A 26,031-nucleotide genomic window follows, 5' to 3' on the forward strand; every position below is an offset into this window, starting at 1 on the left:
TGCCGCCGTTTTTTTAGCGGTTCGCGGTGGAGAGATATTGCAATAGCGACAAGGTCCGGCTGCTGGTGAGTGTCTCCGACATCCTGGTGATCTCCTCGGTGCTGCGGTTCTCGGAGAGCCAGCTGGTGAGGACCTTTTCCTGGAGCTCCACCGAGTCGATGGCATTCACCACTCTGGCCGCTTGATCGGCATCGCAGTCCTCCAAGGGGAGACCCGAGAGGATGGCATTCTTACGGATGTCTGGAAGCGTTGTGATGACATCGATCATCCTATCCTTCTTTTCCGGGCCGACAGCCGAAAAGCCTCCGGCCATCCACTCGTTGACGGCGAGTCCTTGCGGCCAGCTGGCGTCTTTCATCCAGTCCGCCAAGTCGGCAATCTTTCCGCTCTGGCAGAGATTCTCCACGATGTCGTTGGCGCTGTTTGGGGGAAGCTCCCCATTTGCGATCGCCTCCCGAATCCTCCTGATGGCCACGTCAGGACGTGCTTGGGAAGCGTAGTAGAGGGCTGTGGTGTAATAGCCGGGGAACTCATCCGTCGCCGAGAGTTCCGAGAGGGTGCCCTCAAGGTCTTTTCGCAACGCGGGTTGAATCACGGCCTGGCTCACAAGAATGTCCGGCCTGTCCTTTGCGAGCATGGCGACCTCGATCCTCTTCCGGAGTGGCAGGTGTTCGAGGTGCTTCAGGTATTCGTGCCATGCTTCACCGCGAAGTTTCCAATCGGAGATGCTGTTGAGCGTCCCGGCGGCCAGCTTCGGATCGAGAGTTGCCAGCTTGGCTGCCGCTGCTTTAAGGCCTTCGCTTCTGCTATCAATCGCAGGAAAGCGGGAGATGCTCTTCAAGTAGGCTGCGGGATCTTCCTGCGCGAGATCAGCCATGGCCTTCGCCATGGCTTCAGGATCGCCGGAACGCAGCACATCATCGGCCCGCGAATGGGAGATCGATGGCTTTGCTACGGGAGTCGTCGCCTTGCCCGGGCGGATATAGCCGGCGGCGAAGCCCGCAGCTCCGAGGGCAGCGAGAAGGAGGTGGAAGCGAATGTTTACGGGCTTCATCAGGGGCTGACTTCGAGGATTCGCTTCTGGATCCGATCGCTCAGCGGGGTGGAGCCCACCTTGTCGACATAGGCCTTTGCGCGGGCCGGATCATAGCTAACCCAGCTCACGATGAGGTCTTGGCCGGCATTCGAGCCATCCTCGGAAGTGGAGATGGCATTGGCGAAATCGACGGCCTGGTTCACGTCGCCGTTGGAGAAGAGATACTCCGCGGCTGACTTCAACATGGCGTTTTTCTCCTCGGAAGCCAGAGGTGCTGCCTTCAGGGAGTCGAGGGTTCTAGTGATGGATCCGGATTCGACCAAGGCTTGGGAGAGCTTGGGCCGGACGCTCGCGGGGATGTCGCTCCAAGGAATGGTGGTCATCCATTGGGACTCGGCCAAGTCGCTCACTCCCCTGGAGAGGCGGCTCTCGCTGATCTCCTTCCATCCGTCGGGATTGGCGTCCGGATTCTCGAAGAAAGGACGGTCCTTCAGCTCTTGTTGGAGGACAGCCATCACCTCCGGTTGTCCGCTGTCCGCGGCGAGCTTCTCAAGATCGGGCTTGAAGAGTTGCATCGCGAGTACCGGGAGGATCTTGTTCTTGTCGACGACGATCTTTCCGCTGTTGCAGAGCTTGATCACCTCGGCGGCGACCTTGGAGTCGACGGAGGTGCGCCTGAGGACGTTGACGAAGGTTTCACTCGACCAAGATAGCTTTCCGTTCTCGATCAGTTCGGCGAAGGTCTGCGGGTCATCGATGATGGCCGCGGAGGTGATGTGGATCCTGTGATCCAAGCCGACACGAGAGATCTCAGTGGATTCAGCCAGGAGTTGGAGAACCAGCCCGTAGTCCGAAGCCAAGGCATCGAGTGTCCAAGCGACGGCAGTGTTGCGCTTGTTACCCTCGGGGAGGGTGGCGACGATTTCGTCAAAGCTCTTTCCATCCCGCCGGGCGATGGCGGCGAGTAGCCTGATCATTTCGGCCATGTCCCACTCCGGTTGGGAGAGCAGGGTTGCGATGCGCTTTCGTGCAGCGGAGAGATCGCCCGCAGCGATGCGGCACAGGGCGGCATCGGTGGAGTCGTCGGCCGAGGTTTCGCGGGCTGGCCCGAGTTTCGAAGGTTCGAGGGTAGCAGTTGGTGCCTCGGGATTTTTCGGTTGGCTGGCGAATCTACCCGCCGCAAAACCCGCGATCAGAACGCAGGTTATGGCAGAGGCGCGGGAAAGGGAGTTCATCTCAAGATAGGATTTGAGGGCTATCAGGAGTTTTGAAGACTGTCCAGAAGGGGAGAGGGAGAGGGAGAGGGAGAGGGAACGATGAGTCGGGGTTTCGGGATGATCCTTGGAATTTTACGCCTGTTCCGCCTGTTATAACTGGGAAAATAACAGGTGGGAGAGGGGGCGAACATCGAACTTCCAGCGGTGGACGTCGAAGTGGGGAATGCGGAGTGAAATAGAATGGTGTGGGGAAAGCATGCTGGAGGGAAGTTTGGCGCATGCAGGGGTTGGTTTCCACTGCCAAGGTCGGCCGAAACGGGGACAGGGGAAGTGATGTGGTGAATACCAAGGTTGCGCGCTGCGCGCTCACCCTAGCCTATCTCCCTGTCGTCGCCCGTTGGGGCTCTAGAATTTAGAAATTTGCCTGGTTCGGGCTCAGGCTTCGAGCTTCCGCTTTTTGGGGCGGGTGAGGAAGAAGAGCCAGATGCCGAGCAGGGAGACGAAGAAGACGGCTCCAGTGACGCCGCCGAGCAGCCAGTCGCGCAGGTCCTTGTTGGTGATGAAGCCGAACTTGTGGAACCGGGTAAAGGCGCTTGCTTCGAATTGCTTCGAGTCATCGGTGTGGCGGGTGACGCTGCCGGTCACGGTGGAAACATAGACGCGCGTGCCCTTGCCATCGGCGACATCAAAGCGATGGACGGGCAGGATGCGGAAGATGTTGATGTACTCGTCGTTGAAGTCTTCCAGATAACCGGTCTTTTTCACCTCCGCTCCACCCAAGAAGCTGGAAGCGATTTGTGAGGCGTATGTTTCCTCAAGCTGCGGGTCGGCTTTCCCGGTAGTGGCATCGACGTAGCGAGGTGTCTTTTCGCCGGGGAAGAAGAGCTGGTAGCAGGGAGCACCGGAGATGGCGCGGATGTTTGCGGCCATCACGGGACCGGTTCCGCCGGAGGCGGATGTTGCATCAGCCAAGGAGACTTGGATGGACGCGGGCTCCAGGCCACCGCCCGAGGGTCGGGCGGGCGGTGGAGCTTGCTGGGTGCGCGTCATCACGATGTGCAGGACGCCGCTGCCGGACGACATGAGCAGGGTGATACTGAAGACAAGCCCGAGCCAGCGGTGGGCCTTGCGGATCCATGCGGATTTCATGGTGACGATTGTGAGAGTGGTGTTTTTGGAAAGGTTATAGCGTCGTTAACCCGGGGATGCGCGCTAGGCGCTGGCCCCGGGCTATCGACGGTCGCCCCGTTGGGGCATTGGAGGACAGGCAAACTGTCGACGATTGTCTGGTTTTTTGGGGGGCGATGTCTGTTACCACTTCACTTCGATGCCGGCGTAGACGCCGCGGCCATCTCCGGGGAGGAACTGGGCTTGGTCGCTACCGTTGGCGTCTTCAATGACTCCCGTAGTGGCAGCGTAGCGTTCGTCGGTGAGGTTCTTGCCCTCGATGAACCAAGAGATGCCCTCGTCGACACGGCGGCCCAGCTTGAAGCCGAGAAGCGCGTAGCTATCAGCCGAGAAGGTATTGGCATGGTCGATGAAGGCGTCGGATGGGACCCACTCGAAGGTGGGGCCGGCATACCAGCCGCAATCGTTTTCCCAGGTCAGTTCGCCGCGGATGAGGTGCTTGGGAAGTCCAGCAATGTAGTTGTCTCCGTAGATCGGATCGTTGTCGAAGCGATAGCTGCCGTAGGTCCAAGCACTGCGGAAAACGAGGCGATGTGCGGGGTTTTCCTCCCATGCCGCCCCCAGCAGATCGATCTCTCCAGCGAGCTCAACACCCTGGTGGATGGTATCGTTGGCATTGATCGTGCCGGTGGCACCGCCGCCTGGCGGGATCTGGATGGTGAGCAGCTCATTCTCGATATCCGCGTGGTAGAGCGAGAGATCCCAGCGGGCGAAGCGGTGGGTGCCGCGGGTGCCGATTTCATAGGTGAGTGCATCCTGTGCTTCGGTCGCGACCACGGCGGTACCCGATTCGCTGAAGGAAGGTGGCTCGTAGCTTCCGCTCACATTGGCGTAGACTTGGATGCTCTTCTCTTCATTGGCATCCCAGCGCAGGCCTACCTTCGGTGCGAAGTCATCGTAGCTCCGGTCATAGCTGCTGTTCGGCGGTGTGGGGCCGAACACGCGGCGGTTCTCGCGTTCATTGTGGGAAGCGGCGGCGCCGAGGATCCCCGTGAATCCGGCCCCGAGTTCCAGCTGGCTTTCCACGAAGGCTTCCAGATTGGTCGCGATCTGATCGTTCTTCTGGACGAGCGCGCCGCGGTCCCCGCCGACGTTCAAGTAGTTGGCGGCGTCGGTCTCCCCGCGCGTGAACATCACACCTGCGCGAAAGCGTTGTTCGCGACCGAAGAGCTCATCGGTATTCGTCAGGGTCAGACCTAACAATCCATCGTTCGAACGCTGGTCGACGACTTGGAAGATAGGGTGATCGAGATCCTTGTAGGTCCATGCGCCGATGAAATCGAGCGAGGTGTTCCCGTTCGTTACGGTGGTCTTGCTCGCGAGCCGGAAGAGCTGGAAGTCACGCTTCTGGTCTCCGATGATCTGGGTGAGTCCCGCTTGTTCGGGGTCTGTCTCCAACTGGGCCTTGGTCAGGTTTCCGGGAAGCTCCGAGTCGGTGAAGACGGAGGTGAGGTAGAGGCGCGTTTCGATGTTGTCCGCGATCTTCCACCCGAAGTTGGCGAAGAGGCGCTGGTTGTTCTGAGCAGAATGATCCCGGAAGCCATCCTGGGATGCCTGCGAGAGGCTGAAGTAGAGATCGCGCGAACCTTCGCTGAAGCCGCCTGCGAGGCGTGCGCGGAAGTAGCCGAAGGAGCCGGCCTCGAGGCGTGCCGAGTAGCCCGGAGAAGTGAGGCCGGTATGCGTGATGTAATCGATCGCGCCGCCGAGAGTGGAGGAGCCATAGGCGAGGGCATTTCCGCCGCGCCAGACATTGATGTACGAAGCGGATAGTGGATCGAGCGCCTGGAAGTCGAAGCCACCGTCCGCAAGATTCAGCGGCACGCCGTCCTGGAGGAGGCGGATACCGCGACCGTGGAAGGTACGCTGGAGGCCCGAGCCGCGGATGGAAAGCCGGGCTTCATCCGAGCCGAAGCGCGGCTGGGCGAAGACCCCGGCGGAGAGGGCAAAGGTATCCGCAACGGTGCTGGCGCGACCCGTGAGATAGCGCTCGGCATCGACGACTTCGACGCCACCGGGCGTCTTTTCGAGATCGGCACGGCTATCCTTCACCGTGGGAACGGTCAGGGAAGGGGATTCCTTTTTGCCTGCGGGAGTGGCCTCGACGACCATTTCGTCGAGCTGGTGGGGTTTCTCCTCTGCAAAGGAGTTCTGAATGAGGATGCCGCTCAGGGCGGCGGTGGTGAGGCTGAAAACTTGAAAAGCGTGCATGGGTCAAAGGCACCGCGCGGACGCGATGCGTGAGAGATGATGAAAAAAAGAAAGGAGAGGAAGGATTCCTCCCGCCGGGTGCTCATGAGTCTCCCCGACGGGAGGCCGGCCCCTTATCCTTGCGCTTCCGGGATTAACCGGTTGTGCGAGGCCGGAAAGCGTCGTGCGGGCATGACGAAGCAGAAGCCGCGGAGCGTGGCGGGGAGAGGACACGAAGGCCCATGTAGGGCGGAATGCACCTGTTCCTCGCCGGTTGGTCAGGACGGCCTACACCTCAGGCGATGATCCTCGGCGGCGGGACCGGCGGTGAGGCTCCCGCGGTTTCAACGGGCACGCAGAGGCCCGGAAACGAAATGGCGGAACTTTTCGTGAAGCGCGGCGGCTTCAGCGAGACGAGTTCACATGGCAAGAAGTCCTGAAGGATCTTTCCCGCGCTGATGGACGACGGCAGCGGGACGTCTTTCTTCTCCTGGGAGCCATCCGCCTTTTTTGCCTCGGCGATCTTGCAACAGAGAGCGCAGGGCTTTTCTCCGCTGAAGGTATCCTTGGCTCCCTGCAGCAGGCCTTCATGTTTGGAATAGCTCACCAACATTCCTGCCCATGCATACACCTGCATGAGGGAATAGGGCCCTCCCGCGAGGTGCAGGCAGCCGAGTGAAACCAAAAGGATCTGGAAAAGCTTCTTCAGGGTGAGAGACCGTGTTCGAAGCGCAAGGATGGGTGGAGGGGTAGGGAGCAGGGCGAGAACGCGCAAGGTCAAAGTGTGGAAGCGAGACCAGTGCTTTCCCTCCCGAGGATGCTCTCCTGCGCCGGCACGAAAGAAAATATCGCGAGTGGCGAAAGGGTACCCGTGCCCTCCCCGTAAAGCAGAAGAACGTGAGCCGTTATCCCCCCCGGAACTCCGACTCACGTTCTTTCTGGTTTTTGCGAACCACGCCGTCTTGTCGTGTCGGCTGAAGTCCCCCCGGAATTCAGTATCGAGCAATGTGACAAGCCGCTTGGTCCGGCTTTGCCGTTGCTGTGTGAGTGCACTGCAAACGGTTCAGCGAAAATGCCCGGATCGAGTCTTTTGGCGAGGACTAAATTGCCTGAAAACGCGGAAAGTTTTTCGCAATTATTCCCAATTTGCGGGCTGTTGTGTTTGAAACCTGCCTATTGGCCGTCTTTTTTGCCGATCAAGTCTTCGATGCTGTGTTGGAGGCGATCCAAGAGTGCATCATCCCCGACTTTCTCGCCATCGCGGGTGGTCACATAGAAGGTATCCATCGCCGCGCCCTTCTCGGTCGAGATGCGTGCATTGGCGGTGTTCAGTCCATGGGTGTTGATCGCGTGGAAGAGATCGTGCAGCAAGCCGATGCGGTCCACGGCCTGGATCTCGATGGCGGTGCAGTTTGGATGCAGATCGTTCGAGACATAGGCGCGTACCGGGAAGGCCATGCCGTGATCGTCCTTCGGCCGTAGCAAGTTCGGGCGGCGACGGAAGTAGCGGGCGTGCTCGTACTTTTCCAGAAGGCCCACTTCCTTCAAGGTGGTCGACAAGCGCTTCCGCAGCGCGAGGTCGGAGACGGGCTCGAAGTTTGTGGTGCAGACGCGGAAGATATCCAGCACCACGCCGTCGGTACGGGTGAAGAAGTCCGCGGAGAGAATGTTCAATTCCTCGGAAGCGAGGGCGCAGCAGATCTTTTCCAACAGCAGCGGCCGGTCATGTGTGGCGATGACCAATTCGGTATAGCCCTTCTCCGGCATGTCGATCCACTGCAGCGAGCAGTCGAAGACATCCTCGTCCTTCTTCGGCTCCAAGCGGAGCACGGCTTTCACGTGGGCGGCGACCGAAGCTGCATCGCGGAAACGGAAATAGGAATCCGGCATGCGGCGGAAGTGCTCGTCCACCGCGGGATCTTCCTCATCCTTGAGCTGGCCCTTCACCTGTTCCTTCAGGTCCTTTTTCTCCGAGCGGATGGACGCTGTGTAGCGTTCCTTGCCCTCTTTCAGGAAGATGCGGGTGCTGGAGTGAAGCTGGAGCATGAGGGTCTCCTTCCAGCTCGACCAGGTCTCGGTATTCGTCCCGTTCGAGTCGGCGTAGCTAAAGAGCAGCAGCAGATCGAGGCGCTCCTTCGTTTTCACGATGCGCGCGAACTCGGCGACCACGTCCGGGTCCTCGATATTCCGCGTGGTGGCGAAGCGCCAAAAGGTCAGGTGGTGATCCACCAGGAACATGATCAAGGTGCGGCGCGGTCCGTGCACCTGCAGGCGATTGCAGAGGCGTGAAGCCAGCATGGCGGAACCGTCCGTGTGCTCGCGGACGTTTTCCGCGCGACCGGTGTCGTGAAGGATCAGCGCGAGATAGAGCGCATAGGGATCCTGCGCCTCATGGAAGAGGCGGCGGTAGATTTCCTTCTTCGGGTCATCGGTGCCGACCAGGGCATCCAGCTCCTCGATGCAGCGCAAGGTATGCTCGTCGGCGGTGTAGCGATGAAAGAATTCGTGCTGCACGAGGCAATCGAGCGCGCCGAACTCCGGCAAATAGCGGCCGAGGAAACCCACGCGATGCATCTGGCGCAGCGTGCGCGCGACATCGCCCTTCCGCTCGAGTATTGCCTGGAAGGTTTCGCGATTCGCCTTCGAGTAGCGGAAAGGGCGATCAATGTCCTCGCGGTGGGCCTTGATAAGGCGCCGCATCGGCGGGCTGAGGCGCAGACCACGGAGCTGGGTTTGCTGGAACATCCGCATCATGCGGTTGGGATCCTCATCGAAGATCTCGTTGTTCAGCGGATAGATGCGGCCATCGCGCGCGATGAAGCTATCGAACTCCTCGCGTTTCTTCGAGCGGAGCATGAGGAAGGACTTCAGGCCCGTGACGGCCATTTCCTCCTGCTCGATCTCGAAGGCTTCCATCAGCGAATTCGTGTGCTGATAGAGGCTGCGGGTATGGCGGTAGTAGTCCCGCATGAAGGTCTCCGTGCGGCGCAGGATGCTGCGTTCCGGATAGTGGAAATCGGTGGCGACCACGCCTTGAAGGCGCAGGGTGAGTTGGTCGCTGCCGCGGCCGGCCTGGTAGTGCAGCTCATTCCGCACGCGGTTCAGGAAATCGTAGGCGGCCTCGATCTTCCGGAGCGCGGTGGCGGTGAGGAGCTTGTCATCGACGAGCTTGCGCAGGTCCGTGGTGCCGCGCTTCACGCGGGCGACCCAGCGGATATTGTGATAGTCCCGCATGCCGCCGCAGCCTTCCTTCACGTTCGGCTCCTGGAGGAAGACGGTCTTGGAGAACTTCTGGTGGCGGGTGCGCAGGTCCTGGCGACGCAGCTCGAAGAACGCTTCCTGGCCCTTGGTCAGGCACTCCTTGTCAAAGCGGGTCTGGAACTCGCCGAAGAGCTTCTTGTCGCCCGCGATGAGACGGGCATCGATCAGTGCGGTCTTGTTCTGCTGGTCGGCTTTGGCCTGCTCCACGCACTCGGCGATCGAGCGGCAGGCGTGGCCTACCTTGAAACCGACGTCCCACATGAGGTAGAGGATTTCCTGGACGAGGGCGGAGAGGTCTTCCGGAAGCTTGTTCGAGGCACGGGGCAGGAGGAACAAGAGATCAATGTCCGACCCCGGATTCAGCGTGCCGCGGCCGTAGCCGCCGAGGGCGACGAGGGCGAGCACCGGTGCCTCCTTGCGCTTGGAAAGGGCGAGGTCGAAGAGCGAGCGCAGCACGACATCCAGCAGCTCCGCCCGGGCATTTGCGATCTCCAGTCCGCCCGCCCCGGCGCGGTGGCGCAGCTTGATCCGATGCTCCTCAATCTTGAGGAAACGGCGGTAGAGCGCGATCCGTTCGGCTGGGGAGAGGTGGCCCTGGACGGCGGGTTTGAGAGCCGTCTTGGCGTGGGCCTGAAGCGTTTTCAAATGGGCAGACATCCGGTGCGTGCAGGGTGCGTCGATTTCCGCGATGGTCAAGACGGGGAACTACGGGAATCGAAAGCTTGTGAATAACCTGTGGATAGATTTCGAACAAGCCCTGCGGACTGCTGATAACGAGTCATTCCGGGAGGTGGCCGAAGTCCGCAATTTTGCACGCCGTCCTGCGGGTGCGACTTTCGCAGAGGTGGTAGTGCGGGAGAGCAGGAGGGGGGAGGCAATCGCTGGCAAGACGGGTGAGGTGTCTACCTTGAAGCGCATGAATTTCTTTTCCACGCCCGGATTCAGCCGGACCATCAGGGTGGTGGCATTGTCAGTCATCAAGATGCTGGAGCCATCTTCCCCGGCATTGACCCAAGAGGTGAGATTGGTGCCGGACTGGACCTGATAGAAGAGGCCATCTTCGGCTGCGGCGGGGTTTTTGTTGAGGGTCCATGTCAGGCCGGAAGACCCGGCGATCGGAGTGGGGAGCATGCTGGGGGCCCGGGGGTCCAAGGTGAGCATGAACTCGATGACGTTCTTGATGTTGTCCCCGTCATCATCGTCTTCAGGTCCGCCCTGGAGGCCGTTTGCCAAGGCCCATTGTGAATAATTGGTCGGCGGAGCCACCTGCAGCATGTCGAAGCCGTCCGTGCCGGGGTCGTCGGTGAAGATGATGTTTTTCTGTTCCTCGGTCAGATACTCGGTGGTCCCGCCGTTTTTGACCATGAGGTTGTCGGTCGATGCGGTGTGGACATTGAGCCCAAGATTGAAGCCGATCTGACGAGCGGCGACGGCAGCGATGATGTCCCAACCATCGGCCCCGGTCAGGTGATTGGCCCCGACGTGAATGGCAGAGCCGTTCGAGTCGACGAAAGCGGCTCCGGCGGAGACGTTGTCATCTTCGTGGGGGTAGGTCGGGGCGATCTCGACAAAGAACATGTTGATCACGATCGCGCTGGTGCTTTTCGGCGGGGAGCCTGCGCTGTCGACGATGATAGCCAGGTCCCCCTCCGGCCGCGCTTCCACCTCGTAGTTTCCGGATCCTTGATAGGCGAAGTTACTCGGGTAGTTCACAAAAGGCAGCCAATCGATCCGGACGCCGGCTTGGGCCCAGATGGCATTCACCTGCCGCTGGATGTAGAGGGTGGTGGCGCTGTCTCCAAAGGTGGTGGCCATCGTGATCCCGTCGTTTCTCGTGACGCGGATAGGTTGGACCTGGACCCGGTGGGTGATCGGGACTGGTGGCTGCACCCTGACTTCTGCCGATGCCGGCAAAACGATGGAAAGAATGATGCCGAGCGCCGGATGACTTTGGAAAGACGGTTTGCAGGCAAGACGCACGATTTCTTACTATTTGAAAAGGCGTGATTTACAAGGTCCGAGGTCCGGAATTGCGGTGCTTTTCCGGGAGAGATTCAGCAGTGGACAAAACGCCGGGGGGAGACCACAAGCCAGCCCATGAAGAAGACATTCCCGCTCGCCAGTGACGGAACAGACCCGAAGCCGGAACGGGCGCTTGAAGCGATCAAGCATGAGCTTCGCAAGTATCTGAAGCGGGAGCGACGCAAGCCGCTGCCCGAGGGTGCGGATTTCTGGGATTTCGATTGCAAGGTGGGGAAGGGGGACGCGGTCCCCGAGGCAAGGCATTCCGCCGACGTGGAGCGAGCGGTGGAGGACGCGGTGAAGGAGGGATGTCCGTCCGTCTACGTGGAGATCCTGGCCAAGCCGGGCCTACGTGCGAAAAAGAGTACGGAAGAAAGCGGATCCTGAGGGAAGGGCTAGACTCCCGGCAGGGAATGATCATCCTTCGCGCCGGGTTGACAGGTCCTGAAAGGATCGTGGATCAAGATGCCACCGTGGCGGAATCGGTAGACGCCGCGGACTTAAAATCCGTTGCAGGGTAACCTGCGTGCCGGTTCGAGTCCGGCCGGTGGCACTTTGAATTATGATGAGTTGTTCGCATTTTGTGCGGTCGGAGTGAACGAGTGCTTAGGTGGCTCATCCCAAATATTGCCTTATAAAGTTCGAACTGATGTCCGCTGGCAAAAGGAGCCCGACCGGTTCAAATCAAATCCGTTCCACCTCTCCCCGGGATTGAGCATCTTAGCGGGTGGGCCATGGCCACCTCGTCATTTCCTTCGATGACACAGAGGATGTCGTGGGGAACGTGCAAGTTCATTGAGGCCTCGAAGACCGCCTTAAATCTGCCACCGAGCGTTCGGACAAGGTCTTCGAAAGCGGCGGGATCGTTGTTCTCAATGCGGCCTTTCCTAGCTGTGGAGCCATCGTCGGCGAGCACGTGGATTTGGCTGAAACGTTTGTGCGCGTCGACGCCGATGCGGCAATGTGCTGATGTTTTCATGGGCTTCCGTGTCGATTGGAATTGGAACCCGCTATGTTGTCACGGGTGGAACCGACGCGGAGCCCTACTGCTCCCTTTCAACGGTAAGCCGTTGGGGCGGTCTTTGAAGTGAGGAGGTTCAGGTTTTCAGCTCGTAAACCCGCGCCGGGCGATTAGTTCGGGGTGACGCAGAGACGCACGAAGCGTTTGCCCTGTCCCGTGGGAAGCGTGTAGGCCACCGATGCCGCAAGGTTTGTCAGCTTGGCATCACCCGTCGGGATGTCTGCCCAGCTTGCGAGATCTGGCGAGGTCTGAACCTTGAACTCGGTGCCATAGGCGGTGACGGCAAGGGTTCCTCCGTTCTGCCAGGTGATTTTGCCGCCTACGATTCCGGGAAGGGTGATGACGCCGGTGTTGTTCATGAAGTAAGCGATCCCATTCTCGACGCCGTCGTGATTGTAATCCTGATCTTCGGTCTGGTTGTCGGCATGGAGCGATGCCCAGAGGGAGTATCCGGTCAAGGGGGCGACTGTGAGCAATCCGGTGCCCGGCTCAAATTCGTAGGTGACCCCGTTTTCCACTTTGGTCCATTTGCTGGCACGCTTGGTGAAGGCACCCCGGGTGCTGGCGAGCGCAAAGGTGCTGCCGTAGGTTTCCGCAAGGGTCGAGGTATTCACCAAGGTCCAGCTGTCTCCCGGGGAATTGCCCGCGGCGGTAAGGTCCAGCACCAGTGTGCCGTCGAGTCGGAGAGTGCCGCTGCCGGTGAGTTTGTTGCTGACGCCGTTCGCACCGACCTTGATCCGCAGGGCTCCGCCGCTGGCCAAGGTGAGCGTGCCGCCGGAAACGAGAGTGTCACCGGTGTAGGTGTTCTGGCCGGTGAGGGTCTGGGTGCCGGTGCCGCTTTTCACGAAGTTTCCGGGGCCGCTGCTATCGGCCAGGATGCCATCGAAGGTGCCACTGCCGTTGTCCACGCCGAAGGTGATCTTGTTGGCATAGGAGCCGCCGATGCCGACCTTGATTGTGCCGCCGCCGGTAATGGCGTCTACGAAGATGCCGCCATTGGCGATGGAGGTGGCTTCCACGCCATCAAATGTGGCATTGCTGGCCACATAGAGATCGGCTTTGTTGTTGGTCCAAACCTCGTCTGCGTTGGAGCCGCCAATGAGGCTTCCTTCCAGGACCCTGATGATGGAGCCGCCTGCCATGGAGAAACTTGCGGTGCGAACGCCCCATTGGAGTCTTCCGGCTCCGGTTTTCTCGATGATGCCGGTCCCTGTAAAGGTGGTGGTGCCCGGAGCGCTGTTGTTGATGAGAGCGTCGGAGACTTTCAATTCGAGGGTGGTGCCTGAGGGGATGTGATAGCCGCTCGTGGCGGAGGTGTTCGAGACGATGAGGCGACCGTCATTGATCAGGGTGGAGCCTGTGTATGTATTCGGAGCGGACAGGTCGAGGTTTCCGGCTCCGCTTTTCGTGAGGTTTCCAGCTCCGGAAATCATACCGCTCAAGGCGGACGGAGCGGTGTTGGCGAAATCCAAGTCCGCGCCGTTGGCGAGCGTGTAACTGTCGTGGGGATAGTGGTCGATGAGGCGGCCGCCATTGACGAAGGTTCCGCCGGTGTAGGTGTTCTCTCCGGAGAGGGTCTGCGTGCCGGGGCCGTTCTTTATGAGGCTCGCGGGAGCATTATTGGAGATTACGCCGGAGAAGGTGGCGCTGGCGGCACTGGCGAGAGTGAGCGTGCTGTTAGTACTGAGGTTGACATTTCCCGTGCCTGCCAGTGTGTCCACGGTCTGAGATATGCCATATGCGGTCAGAAAGATGCCAGGTGCATTGACGGTCAGGGCTGTCCCGGTGGGGAGCGCGTCGCTCACCAGTGGAATGATTCTGCCCTCTTGGATCGTGGTCTTCCCAGTGTAGGTCAATCGGGTTAACAGGTCGAGGTTTCCTACTCCGCTTTTGGTGAAGTTTCCGGGGCCGGAGATCGTGCCTCCGACGGCTCCTGGACTAGAATATGAGGCGTCGCCAAAATACACGTCGACGGCATTCGCAAATTCGAGTTCAGCGGGACTTTGCTCGGGATCTTCGGGATCAAGGTAATCGATCAAGTAGTTCCCTCGCGGATGCTGGTCAATGAGCCGTCCGCTGATCACACGGATGCGGCCGGTCCGGTAATCTGCGGGGAGGCCGCTGTAATCGCCAGTGAGAGTGAGAGTGCCATATCCATTCTTGAGCAACTCGCCGGCACCGGAGATGCGCCCTCCGTAAGTGGCGTAAGTGGCGGAAGAGAGGACGAGTGTAGCACCGGAGGAGATGCCGTAGTCACCGTGCGGATGCCAATCATCAAGGGTCCCTTCGGTAATGGAGGTCCCGCCGGTGTAAGTATTCGGGTTGGTAAAGGTGACCACATCGTTGCCGGCTTTGGTGAAACTGCCTGCGCCGGATATCGTGGAACCGAACATCTCCCCCCCGACCCAAGTGAGGTTGGCACCGCTGCTGAGGTTGTAGCTTCCGCCGCTCATCGGATAAGTCTCAATGAGGCGGCCGCCCGTGACAGAGACACCACCGTCCGCACGATTCCAACGTGAGGTCAGGGTGAGATTGTATGACCCGCTCTTGGTGAAGGAACCCGTGCCGCTGACGATGTTTCCGTAGGTCTGATGGCTCGTCCCCGTCCGGAGTTCCAGATCACCGCCATTGAAAGTGAAGCCACTGGTGACGTAGGGATTGTGGAAGGTGGCGACGACAAGTCGCCCGCCCTCGACCGTCGTGGAGCCGGTGTAGTAGATGTCGGAGGTCATGGTCAGCGTCGCGCCGCCCGATTTGACGAAGTTCCCCGCACCATAGACGTTGCCTGTGTAAGTCAGGTCGCCTCGTGTCCCGAGCCAAGTTCGAGGACGAATATTGAAGTTCATCGTGGCACTCCCCTGGACGTTGTAGTCGTTGGTGGGGTTGTCCGTGATCAGCGTGCCTGCGAACACGTTGGTGCCGGAAGCGCCCACGCTGGCTTGGTGGTCCGGAGTGTTGATGACGGCCGTGCCCCCTCCATATTTGTTCAGGCTCCCGCTGCCATAAACGTTGGCGTTGAGGGTGAGCACCGATCCGTTGTCCACGGTCATGTCAAAGTATTTGGGACCCAGGCCATTTCCCCAGGTAACGCCGTACGTGGAATTTACGATCACCTCCGGGCTGGTGTGGTTCACATTCATGTAGAGGGCGGTTGCAGTGGCGCCCGTACCGATGGCATCGACATTCAGCGTCCAGTTCTGCTGGGAGAAGTTCAGAGAAGTGGGGCTTTTGCTGTTGGTTGTCGTGACGATGCCGTTGACATCATGGTAGCCGCCACTGCCAAAATAGAGGTCGTAGATTCTCTCGTCGTTCGAGTTGAGGAGAGCCGTCCCAATGCCGGTTCCTCCTACATCCCAGTTGGCGCTGTCCCAACCGTCGCTAGCTCCTCCCATCCATGTGGCGTTAATCGCATGGGCACATGGAGCGAAGGCCAAGGTGGAGGCACCGAGGACGGCAGCAACTCGCGTGGTAACGCGGCGGGGGTTTCCATGGGAAGCTTTCATGGAACGGGGTGTGGGTTTACGACGGTCGTTCATGCAAAACCTGTGAAGGAGGCATCCTGACAATCCGATTGCCACCCTGCTAGGGTACTGATCAGCACCCTGGTGCGGGTCGGCCGGGGACCACGATCATCCGGTCCTATGACACGATGAAGAGTGTCGAGACCCGGCATTGCGCTGGCTTTCGCGGCGCATTCCTGCATCTACATTGCCATGACGGGCATCCAGCGTGAGAGGGTTCACCAACTATGGGATTCGCTCACGGATTTTCCCGCCTCCGAGACCGAACGCGCGCTGGAGCATCTCATGGCCAGCATCGCCAAAATGATCGGTGCCGGCAATGCCTACTGGCTGGGCTACATCCGCCTATGTGTGCCGGTGCCGGATGATCCGCTCAAGGGACTGCGCCCAGGAGCCGGGCGCTACCTCCATCCCACGCCGGCGCACAGCGAATCCGCCCGCGGCCAGACGGGCCAGTGGAACCGCCGGCAAGTCAACGAAGGCTATGTCCGGGCCGCGCGCGACGTGGGGCAGTTTCGCTCCTTCCGCCTCCGCAAGGAAATGCGCCCCGCCTATTTCGAGGAGGAGTTTTACCAAACCTTTCATGCGTCCCGCGGATTTCACGACCAGTGCATCGTTTTCTTCCCGGTGAACGACGACTACGAATCCATGTTCAACTTCCAGCGTGTCGGCGTGGCGCGGGACTTCACTGCTGCCGAGGAAGCCATCGCCGCCTACGCGCTGCGGGGCATCAAGTGGTTTCACCGCCAGGTCGCTCTCAGCTACGGCCTCCTCCTCGCGGAGACTCCCCTCACCCCGCTCCAACGCCAAATCACCCGCCTACTCCTCACCGAACGCAGCGAAAAGCAAATCGCCGCGGAGATCGGCCGGACCCCGGGCATGACGCACAAGCACATCACGGAAATTTTCCGCAAATTCGGCGTCAACGGCCGCGCTGACCTGATGGCCATCTGGCTCGGGAAGGGGAAGGCCACGTAGCCGGCCTCACCGGGGGATGCGTGTTGTCGGGTCTTGCGTGCCATTGCCGGGCTTTTGACCTCGAAGCGCCCCATGCCGAGAGTGGTCTTGAGATTCCGCAGCTTTAGTTCGCCCCCCAAGCGTGTGGCGTAGAGTTCGGCAAGTTCGGCCCAGTCGATTGCCAGCCCATCGGTTAGGGTGGTGACGAGCGCCATCTCGCTCTTTTTCCCCTCGTTGTTCTCGTAACGGAAACGGATGTAGATGATGCAGGCCAGCTTGGAGAAGCCGGTGCAAAGGTCGTGTGCTGTTCCTGGCGAACCAGCAACCGTCGCCACGTGCCAAGCCAAGCGAAGAGATGTTCGAGCTTCGGGAGGGATTTTGACATTAGCTCCGCATACGCGCCAATCTCCGACGTAAGACTAACGGAAACTCTACGGCGACTATTCGAAGCTGAGAAAAATGAACGACGCGGTGGTGGCGAACTTGAACTTCAACTTGCCGGTTTGAGTCCGGCCGGTGGCCCTTTGCCGGGATCTGTTAGGGGGCGACCGGGTTTGAAGCGGGGGATCCTTCCTGTTACCGGCTCGTCACTAAGCGGGGCTTGAGGTGGGGCAAAGGTCGCGGGGAGCCTTTCGGGATTCCGAATGAGATCTCCGTACTGGTGTTCGCTGTTGTTCCTCCTTGCCCTAGTTTCCACCGGTGCGGCCGAGGACCGCGGACCGGTGGCCGGTCCCACGGAAACCGGCTACCTTTTGCCGAACGGTTGGCATTTGACGCCAGTGGGGAAGCATTTCGTGACCACGGACATGCCGCTCAACGTGATTCCACTCGCGGATGGCAAGCGGGCTCTCATTGCGACCAGCGGCTACAACCGGCACAACCTCTACCTCGTGGACATTGGCGGGGACGAGCCGCAGTCGCTTGCGACCGCGAGCAGCCGGCAGAGCTGGTATGGTCTGGCGATCGACAAGTCGGAAGGAAAGGTCTGGTGGTCCGGGGGCGGTTACGGAGAGCTCCACAGCTTTGATTTGAACAACGGGGGCTTCACGAGAACCAGCGCGCCCGAGTCACGCCCGGGCCGGGGCAAGAAGGCGAATGCCGATGGTCCGAAGGCGGGCGACGCTCCTGCGTCCGATACGAAGTCATTCCGCTCCGGCGTGGCGCTCGACGAGGCGGCGGGCCTGCTCTACTCGCTCGACATCAACGCGGGTGAGCTTCACGCGATCCGCCTGGCGGATGGTAGCAAGAATACCCTGCCGACCGGGGGCCGTCCGTATGATGTCGTGGTTGGTCCGAAGCAGCTCTTTGTGAGCGATTGGGCAGGGGATCAGATTCTGGTGATTGATCCGGCGGGATTCCGGGTAGTCGCGAAGATCCCGGTGGGTGATCACCCGAACCAGATGGTGCTTCACAAGGATGGCCGCCTGTTTGTGGCGTGCTCGGCGAGTAACACCGTGAGTGTGATCGATACGAAGCGCGGACAGGTGGTGGAGACGATCTTCACGGCGCTTTTTCCAAAGGCTCCGGAAGGCAGCACGCCGGATGCCCTGGCACTCGCACCGGATGGCGACACGCTCTACGTGGCCAATGCGGATAACAACTGCATCGCGGTGATCGATGTGGAAACGCCCCGGCAGTCCGGAGTGAAGGGCTTCATTCCCACGGGCTGGTATCCCACCGCGGTGGCGGTCACGCCGGATGGCAAGAACCTGCTTGTCGGGGTGGGCAAGGGCTTGCGCTCGCATCCCAATCCGAGGAAAGAGGAAGGGGAGACCCTTGATTCGGAAGGAAAGCCGCTGAAGGGGAGGGCGGGGCGGCCCTATCCGTACATCGGCACCTTGATGAGCGGAGCGCTGACGGTGCTACCGGTGCCGGATGAGACCACCTTGAAGGACTACACCGCGAAGGTTTACCAGAACTGTCCTTATTCGGACGAGCAGCTGACCGTAGCGCCGCATCCGGTGAGGACCGCGATCCCGACCCGGGTAGGCGACGCGAGTCCGATCAAGCATGTGATCTACATCATCAAGGAGAACCGCACCTATGACCAGGTGTTCGGTGATCTGGCGTCGGGGCCCGATCCGAAGGGGAATGGGGATCCTTCTCTGTGCATGTTCCCGCGCAAGGTGACGCCGAACCATCACAAGCTCGCGGAGGAGTTCGTGTTGCTCGATAACCTTTACTGCAATGGCCAAGTGAGCCGCGACGGGCATCCCTGGAGCACGATGGCTTATAACACCGATTACATCGCGCGCGATTGGCACCTGACCTACTCGAAGCGAGAGGGGGTGGACGATGACGATGAAGGCCACCTGCAAAATGCTCCTTCCGGGTATCTCTGGGATGCCTGTGCGCGGGCCGGTCTGAGCTATCGCGCTTATGGCGAATATGGCAAGCGGGTGAGCGACGGGCAGGGAGCTCTCAAGATGGAGGGGCGAGTTCCCGGTTTGATCGGGCATCTCTGCCCGGAGTATGGCATCCCAAAGGTCGCCGGACAGAAGAACCGCGATACGGACAATGCCGAAGTCTTTATCGCCGAATACGACAAGTTCGCCAAAGAGGGCACCATGCCCCGCTTCATCATCATGAGCCTAGGGGAAGACCACACCTCGGGAACGACGGTGGGAGCCTTCACGCCCGAGGCCTGTGTTGCTTCCAATGACCTGGCCCTGGGCCGGATCGTGGAGCATGTCTCCCACGGCCCGCTGTGGAAGGAGACGGCAATCTTTGTGATCGAAGACGACGCCCAGAACGGCCCCGATCACGTCGATGCCCAGCGCACGGTAGGGCTGGTGATCTCGCCTTACACCAAGCGCAAGGTCGTGGATAGCACGCTCTATTCGACGGTCAGCCTTATCCGGACGATGGAACTGATCCTCGGGCTCGAACCTCTCAGCCAGTACGATGCTGCTGCACGGCCTATGTTCAACAGTTTCACGGATCAGGAGGACCTGACTCCTTACACGCACGAAGCTGCTAGAATGGATCTGGAGGCGAAGAACACCGAATTGTCTTACGGCGCGGAGCGATCGAACAAGATGGACTTCAGCGAATACGACCGGATCGATGACTTCGAGCTGAATGAAATCCTATGGCACGCCGTGATGGGCAAGGACGCCCCGACTCCTCCCGCAGTGCGTCATGCGATTGCATTCCGTTCGCTGCCAACCGCCAAATAAGCAAGGTGCTGACTCCCCGTCAGGCAGTGGAGCCGGGCGGGGAAATGCGGAGTGGGTGCTACGAAAAATACCTAGGTAACGACGGCCGTAACCGGTCTGATGTCGGATGAGTCCGGGTATGGAAGGGTTAGATATGAGTAATATTGCTTAATTTGGGCTCAAATGTCCGATTTTGCGTCGTTATTCCCACATGTTTCTGAAAGATCGACATATACTTTCAAATGAACAGTTAGAAAATAGCTCTTGTTGCCCAAAGGGGTATCCATTAGTCGAAAGTGAATGGAATTCAGGCCCTATTATGCCGGTCCCGGACGGGTGGAGAGTTTGAAGAGCTCCGGCCTGCTCGATGGCCTTCACGGCATCGACTTCGATTCCGTGACCAAGCTTGCCGCGAAGGCAGCCAATGCCCCGACTTCATTGGTCTCGCTGATTGATGACAGGCGCCAGGTATTTGTGGGTGCTTGCGGTCTGCCCGACTCTCTCTCCGCAGAAAGGCAGACCCCCCTGAGCTATTCATTTTGCCAACATGCGGTGCAGCTTCGCCGGCCTCTGGTGATTTGTGATGCGCGCAAGGAAACCTTGGTCGCGGACAATCCCGCGGTAGAGGAGTTCGGCGTGATTGCTTACCTCGGGTTTCCGATCCTTGGATCCGGCCGTCACTTGTATGGCGCGCTGTGCGTGATCGATAGCCAGCCGCGGCAGTGGACCGAGGAGGAGATCGGTTTGGTTCGGGAATTCGCTTCGATCGTGGCTTCGTTGATCGAGCAACATCTCGCGCGCACCTATCAGAAGAATGCGGTCGATGTGCTGCTACATGATCTGAAGTCCCCGCTCTCGAGCATTCGCATGGGAGCGGATCTCCTCCATGAGAGGGCGGATGATCTTCCGCCGCCACTGGACAAGATGGTCCGTGCGCTGAAGGTGAGTGCCGACAAAGCCGTGAGCATGGTGACCTCGCTGGGTCTCAGGGACCGGGTTTCGCTGCGGTGCGATGATCTTTATGGAACCACCGAGTCGGTGGCTTCGCGCTTCCGCCCGCTTGCGGGGCGGAAGGGAATGGCAATCCGGGTTTCGGATCCCGGACTGCGCATTCCTTTGGATTGTCCTGACTGGGTCATCTCCGAGGCTTTGGAAAACTTGCTGACCAATGCGGTCAACTTCAGCGAGACGGGTGAGATCCGTGTCGGTCTGAAGCGGGTGGGGGAAGCTGCCATCATCGACGTACAGGATGAGGGGCCGGGGTTCCATGCCGACGATTATGATAAGGTCTTCCGCCCTTATTCCGCCTTTCGCATGCGTCCCGCCGGCGCGGATCCTTCTGCAGGCATCGGCCTGAGCATCGCGAAGAAACTACTGGAGGCGGAGGGCGGTACGATTGTGCTCCTCAGTCAAGCGGGCGAGAGCGCGGCGTTCCGGATCACGGTGCCGGTGCGTTCTCGGGAATAAAAGCGCGGGAGAGGGCGGGCTTCAGTCGGCGGCCGTGGGCATTTAGCCGGCCACGGTTCGGTGTGCTTCCTTCATTGAAGGTTGGGAAGGCGGGGAGCGAGAGAGGGGGGCTTGCGGCGCAAAGCCGATTTCCCCAAAATCCTCTTGCAAATCCCCCTGCAAAGGTATGAATTCCGCCCGCGGTCGAAAGGCCGCCCTATTTACCCTCACCAAGGGCGATGGGATCAACGGTGACCTCTTGCCGGAGGAGCCAGCAATCAAAGGCAAAGGGCCGCCTCCCGCGATCCCCGTTGCTTAGGGTAAGGCCGGGTGACCGCCTTACGAACCCAAGCCAAGGTCCACAAGGATTCACCTCCAAGTGTGCCTGCCGGTTGGAAACTCCCGCTGAACCAACGATTCCAAGCATGAATCTTCCTCCGAAACTCTCCATCCCTTCCATCCGAAGCCTCGCTGTTGTTCCGGCGGGTTGCTGTCGCTGATCGCCGTCTTTTCGGTTGATGGTCTTTTTGCCGCGCCTGTCTGCGGCAGGCCCTGCTTTGCGTGGTCCCGGCTCCGGGATCTCAGGATGCTTCGGCCTTTTTGATTCAAATCTCCTTTCCATACTATGAAATTAGTTTTCCAAAGATTCATTCGATCCGCGCTGCCTGTCATTGGCGTGGGGCTGCTGGTGACGGCAGCGCAGGCGGCCCTTGTGGTCCCGGCAGGACAAGGGCATGTCCTGCTTGCCTTCCGTGATTCCTCGAATCCGGCTACCGGTTCCTATCTGGTGAACATCGGTGCGGTGTCCCAGTTCGAGTCTGCCTCCGCAGGATCGACCACTGCCGTGGCGACGATTGGTGCGCTCGCCGGCGATCTCGATGCCTTTGACACGACCGAGGACGATGAGGTGGTGCCATGGCACTCCCGCAAGCAGGTGGTGTGGTCGGCCTTCAGCCGCAATGCCGGTGACAACGATGCGATCTATATTTCGCGTCCGCGCACTTCGATCGCCCAGCAGAGCACGCCGTATGCGGCACGCAGCGGTTTCCAGCACAACTCCGCATTTGCGGAGATCAGCTCGGTGATCGGGCAAGGCTTCAATGTTCTGACCTCCACCGCTGGTGCTCCAGATTCGGCGGACAATTCCCGGGGTGCCTTCCAGACCAGTACTTTGGCGGACGCTCCGGTCTATCGTTTCCAAGTGGCGACGGAAGGCCGAAACGACTTCGCGACCTGGCCGAACATCGAGAAGGATTTTACCGCCGGTGCGGCCAACTCCGCGATCGACTTTTATGTTCATCGCAAGGCGGCCTCGCTCTCCGATCTAGGGACCGTGACCTACCTCGGCTACTTCTCCATCACTACCGGAGGCGTGGTTAGCTTCACCCGGGCTTCCGCCGGGAATCCGAATCAGGATACCGATGGCGACGGCTTCACTGATGGGGATGAGGCGGTGGCGGGTACGAGCCCAACTGATCCTGCTTCCTTCTTCCAAGTGTCCGCACCGGTGGTGGTACCGGGTGTCTCGCGGACTTTCAGCCTGCAGACGATCGCGAATCGCCGCTACGCGGTCGAATACAACGACGATCTGGCAGGAGCCTGGACAGAGGTCTACGTGCATCTCTCCGGTGCCGGAGCCACGCCGCTCAGCTGGGTGGACAATGATCCCACCCGCAATGGCCTGTCCCATGGCTTCTATCGCGTCCAAGTGACGAATCCCTGATGAAAGCCGGCCTGATCCAAACCATCCGATCTTCAATTCAACTTTTTCCGATTCCCATGAAACTTTCCCAATCCGCCCTCCTCGGTCTTGTCAGCGTGGCTGGAAGCCTCGCCTCCAATGCGCAGACCAAGATCTACTTCGCCGCCTCGAACGGCGACCGCAACGCGACCCAAGTCGCCATCTCCCGGATTCTGACGAACTGGTCCTACCAAGGCCTGAACGGAAAAACCACCGGAGCCGGTGGTGCGAGCCAGACCGTGAGCGACACCTTCCGCACTTCCAACTTCGGTACTTGGAACGGCACTTGGAATGGTCAGAACGTGATCATTAAGACGAACTACGCCGGTGCGCTGGCGGGGATCGCCGCAGTCGCCGACCAACTACAGAAATTCCGTTTTGATCCTACCGAGGGCAACGGTGACGGTGGCATCCCGGAGAACCCGCTGACCTCGACTACGGACGGCAACTACATCGAACATGCCGTGGACTTCGGTCTTTCGACCAACTTCCAGAGCACCTCGCCTTTCAACGGATCCTACAACGATCGCACCTACAATACGGTGAAGCAGATCCCGGTGGGTATCTCTCAGCTCGGCTTCTACGGGAGCCCGGGTATTCCGATCGACAATATCACCACGCAGCAGGCCAAGCTGCTTTATGACACTGGCGCGGTACCGCTTTCCATCTTCACCGGAAACTGGAGCAACGGTGACGAGCACAAGTGGATCTATGCACTGGGCCGCAACACCGATGCAGGCCAGCGCTTCGCTGCCCAGTTGGAGATTGGCCGTAGCGGCCTTGGCTTCCAGTGGGCCTATCAGGCTGATCCGGCTCCGACCGCCGGTGGTGCCGCGAATGCTCCTCTGATTGAGAGCCCTGCCGGCTCCGGCACTTGGGTGACGAATCCTGCGCATGATCCGTCGAAGTCTTACCAGATCGGCACCGCCGTCATCGGTGGCGTCGTTTCCAATCACCGCCAGTGGAACAACGGGGTAGATGAAACCTTCTCCGGCATCACGGCATCCGGCGGTCACAATAGCGGTGCCAACCTGGCGATCGCCCTGACGCAGAAGCTCGGATCGGTAGCCTACAAGAAGGCGGACCCTGCTGCCACTGCTGGCTGGTATGTCGGCTACGTGACTCCGGGCGATGCCAATGCAACCGTCCTCGGAAATGGCCAAGGTGCGGCGCGTCCCGCCGATAGCAAGGGTGTGGCTCTGAAATACAACGGCATCGAGAACACTCCCGAGAACGTGAAGAGCGGACGATACACACTGTGGATCTACAACCGCATCCTCACCCCGATCGACGGTGTCACCGCACTGGGTACCGATCCAAGTCCGACCTTCCGTAACGACTTCGTGACCGCGCTGGCGAATCGCATCAAGATCGACGTGGCCACCCAGCAAGGCATCGCCCTCGATGACGCCGCGCTGAAAGTTCATCGCACTGCGGATGGTGGCCTGGTCTTTCCGGGGCCGCTCCCGGGCGACGAATAAGCCTTCCCTTACGCCCCGGAGAGGGGACCGCGCCAACTCTCCCGCGCGGACTTTCTCCGGGGCCTTTTGACCAAAAGTCTGCGGGGCCTGTCCCAGGCCATCCCTGTCCCATCTTACCCACGAGCAGGAAGTCATCCGTGACATCACGGCGCTTCCGACCTCGGGGCGGCATCGAGACAAGCAATCGTGAAAACCGCTTCATCCATTTTCCCCCCACGCCTCTCCTGGCCAGCCCATGTGGTTGCGCTGGGAATCTTGCTTGGCGTGGCGGGGCAGCTGCCTGCGTCTACCCCGCAGCAGTCCACCTTGTTGATCCGCGAGTATCGCGTGCAGGGCTCGACCCTGCTGACGCCGCTCGAGATTGAGGAAGCGGTCTATCCCTATCTTGGTCCCGGTCGAACTGCAGACGATGTTGAGCAGGCCCGGGCTGCCTTGGAGAAGGTCTTCCGCGACAAGGGCTATCAAACCGTCACCGTGCAGATTCCGGTGCAAGACCCGCGTTCCGGAGTGATCCGCTTGCAGGTCGTGGAGGGGAAGATCGGCCGGCTGCGCGTCACGGGCGCGAAGTATTTCTTGCCAAGCCGGATCAAGGAAGAAGCGCCATCGCTGGCGGAGGGCTCGGTGCCTGACTTCGCAAAGGTGAAGGCCGAGATCATCGCGCTGAACCGCTTGCCGGATCGCACGGTGAAGCCACAGCTCCGGGCTGGTGTCGAGCCGGGTACCTATGACGTGGATCTGGAGGTAGAGGACAAGTCCCCGCTCCACGGTTCGCTGGAGGTGAACAACCGCTACAGCCCGAATACCACGCAGACCCGCCTGAATGGTGCGATCAGTTACGGCAATCTCTTCCAGAAGGGACACACGCTCGGTCTCGATTTCCAGGTGGCGCCGGAGAACCCTGACGATGCCCTGGTTTTCTCCGGCTATTACCTGGCCCGCGTCTCAGACAAAGTCAGCCTGATGCTCCAGGCGACGAAGCAGGACAGCGATATCTCCACGCTGGGAGGCTCCGCTGTCGCTGGCCGTGGTGAGATCCTGGGCCTGCGTGCGCTTTTCGATCTGCCGGGCACGGATAGCTTCTATCAGACGTTCTCGCTGGGGATGGATTGGAAGTCCTATGACGACCGGACGATCGGTGGATTCACCTTTGAGACTCCGATCGAATACTTTCCTGTCAGTGCGAACTACGGCGCCTCCTGGGTGAAGAAGAATTCCTTCACGCAGGCAAATCTCTCCTTGAACTTCCACCTTCGGGGGATGGGCGGGGATCAGGCCGAGTTCGATGGCAAGCGCTACCAGGCAGATGGCAGCTTCATTTACCTGCGCGGGGACCTTTCACACACGCGTGACCTGAACGATGGCTCGCAGCTCTTTGGAAAGCTCCAAGGGCAAGTATCAAGCCAACCGCTGGTGAACAGCGAACAGATCAGCGGCGGTGGCTTGGGCAATGCCCGTGGCTATCTGGAAGCGACCGCGCTGGGGGACAGCGGGATCTTTGCCACGGCGGAGTATCGTACCCGCTCTTTCATCGGGAAGAAGGACGAGAAGGGCAAGCAGGCCGATGAATGGCGGATTCATGCCTTTGTCGATGCTGGTACGCTCAATGTGATGAAGCCGCTGCCCTCGCAGAAGTCCTTTTTCAACTTCCTCAGTGCCGGCGCGGGGACCCGCTTCCGCCTGCGAGAGCACTACAACGGCTCCCTGGACATCGGGGTCCCTTTCACCACCCAGGCCGACGCTGAGTCCGGCGAGGTCCGCGTCACTTTCCGCGGTTGGGCCGAATTTTAATTTACTG

At 60.0% G+C, this 26,031-nt stretch carries 15 protein-coding genes and 1 tRNA gene; 8 read left to right on the forward strand and 8 right to left on the reverse strand.

The features are described 5' to 3' along the window. Window positions 1-13: 13 nt before the first annotated feature. From HHL09_RS19565 to HHL09_RS19595, 7 genes are all read right to left on the reverse strand, one after another. A complete protein-coding gene (locus tag HHL09_RS19565) occupies window positions 14-1,054 on the reverse strand; it encodes a hypothetical protein (protein ID WP_169456316.1) in 1,041 nt (346 codons plus the stop codon). Continuing rightward, complete coding sequence (locus tag HHL09_RS19570) at window positions 1,054-2,271, reverse strand: hypothetical protein (protein WP_169456317.1); 1,218 nt, start codon at window positions 2,269-2,271, stop codon at window positions 1,054-1,056. Before HHL09_RS19570 ends, HHL09_RS19565 begins: the two co-directional genes overlap by 1 nt. Window positions 2,272-2,688: 417 nt before the next feature. Then, the gene (locus HHL09_RS19575) at window positions 2,689-3,402 is read right to left on the reverse strand and encodes a PepSY domain-containing protein (protein ID WP_169456318.1); all 714 of its coding nucleotides are present in this window, start codon (window positions 3,400-3,402) and stop codon (window positions 2,689-2,691) included. Window positions 3,403-3,564: 162 nt separating this feature from the next. Continuing rightward, a complete protein-coding gene (locus HHL09_RS19580) occupies window positions 3,565-5,649 on the reverse strand; it encodes a TonB-dependent receptor family protein (protein WP_169456319.1) in 2,085 nt (694 codons plus the stop codon). 274 nt (window positions 5,650-5,923) lie between these two features. Beyond that, on the reverse strand, window positions 5,924-6,409 hold the full coding sequence (locus HHL09_RS19585; protein WP_169456320.1) for a hypothetical protein: 486 nt from the start codon (window positions 6,407-6,409) through the stop codon (window positions 5,924-5,926). A gap of 392 nt (window positions 6,410-6,801) precedes the next feature. Then, entirely contained in the window at window positions 6,802-9,585 is a 2,784-nt protein-coding gene (gene glnD, locus HHL09_RS19590; protein WP_169456321.1) for a [protein-PII] uridylyltransferase, read from the reverse strand. A 9-nt stretch (window positions 9,586-9,594) separates the two neighbouring features. Then, window positions 9,595-10,869, reverse strand: coding sequence for a hypothetical protein (locus tag HHL09_RS19595; RefSeq protein WP_169456322.1), 1,275 nt, complete (start codon window positions 10,867-10,869; stop codon window positions 9,595-9,597). A gap of 117 nt (window positions 10,870-10,986) precedes the next feature. On the opposite strand from HHL09_RS19595, the gene HHL09_RS19600 reads away from it, so the two are divergent. Both HHL09_RS19600 and HHL09_RS19605 read left to right on the forward strand, forming a co-directional pair. Then, window positions 10,987-11,298 carry a DUF6172 family protein gene (locus HHL09_RS19600; RefSeq protein WP_169456323.1) on the forward strand — a complete coding sequence of 104 codons (312 nt, stop codon included), beginning with the start codon at window positions 10,987-10,989 and terminating at the stop codon, window positions 11,296-11,298. 80 nt (window positions 11,299-11,378) lie between these two features. Further along, window positions 11,379-11,464 (forward strand) — tRNA-Leu (locus tag HHL09_RS19605). Window positions 11,465-12,042: 578 nt separating this feature from the next. On the opposite strand, the gene HHL09_RS19610 is transcribed toward HHL09_RS19605, so the two are convergent. Then, window positions 12,043-15,435 carry an autotransporter-associated beta strand repeat-containing protein gene (locus tag HHL09_RS19610; protein ID WP_169456324.1) on the reverse strand — a complete coding sequence of 1,131 codons (3,393 nt, stop codon included), beginning with the start codon at window positions 15,433-15,435 and terminating at the stop codon, window positions 12,043-12,045. 210 nt (window positions 15,436-15,645) lie between these two features. On the opposite strand from HHL09_RS19610, the gene HHL09_RS19615 reads away from it, so the two are divergent. From HHL09_RS19615 to HHL09_RS19640, 6 genes are all read left to right on the forward strand, one after another. After that, window positions 15,646-16,431, forward strand: a complete 786-nt coding sequence (locus tag HHL09_RS19615; RefSeq protein WP_169456325.1) for a helix-turn-helix transcriptional regulator — start codon at window positions 15,646-15,648, stop codon at window positions 16,429-16,431. A 623-nt stretch (window positions 16,432-17,054) separates the two neighbouring features. After that, window positions 17,055-19,589 (forward strand): bifunctional YncE family protein/alkaline phosphatase family protein, encoded by a 2,535-nt coding sequence (locus HHL09_RS19620; RefSeq protein ID WP_169456326.1) that lies wholly within the window; start codon window positions 17,055-17,057, stop codon window positions 19,587-19,589. A 279-nt stretch (window positions 19,590-19,868) separates the two neighbouring features. Continuing rightward, window positions 19,869-21,035, forward strand: a complete 1,167-nt coding sequence (locus tag HHL09_RS19625; RefSeq protein WP_169456327.1) for a GAF domain-containing sensor histidine kinase — start codon at window positions 19,869-19,871, stop codon at window positions 21,033-21,035. A 604-nt stretch (window positions 21,036-21,639) separates the two neighbouring features. Next, window positions 21,640-22,737 (forward strand): thrombospondin type 3 repeat-containing protein, encoded by a 1,098-nt coding sequence (locus HHL09_RS19630; RefSeq protein WP_169456328.1) that lies wholly within the window; start codon window positions 21,640-21,642, stop codon window positions 22,735-22,737. Window positions 22,738-22,793: 56 nt separating this feature from the next. Further along, on the forward strand, window positions 22,794-24,236 hold the full coding sequence (locus HHL09_RS19635) for a hypothetical protein (RefSeq protein ID WP_169456329.1): 1,443 nt from the start codon (window positions 22,794-22,796) through the stop codon (window positions 24,234-24,236). Between the two features lie 186 nt (window positions 24,237-24,422). Continuing rightward, the gene (locus HHL09_RS19640) at window positions 24,423-26,024 is read left to right on the forward strand and encodes a ShlB/FhaC/HecB family hemolysin secretion/activation protein (protein ID WP_205760886.1); all 1,602 of its coding nucleotides are present in this window, start codon (window positions 24,423-24,425) and stop codon (window positions 26,022-26,024) included. Window positions 26,025-26,031 lie beyond the last annotated feature (7 nt).

It is taken from the genome of Luteolibacter luteus, assembly GCF_012913485.1.
GTDB lineage: Bacteria > Verrucomicrobiota > Verrucomicrobiia > Verrucomicrobiales > Akkermansiaceae > Haloferula > Haloferula lutea.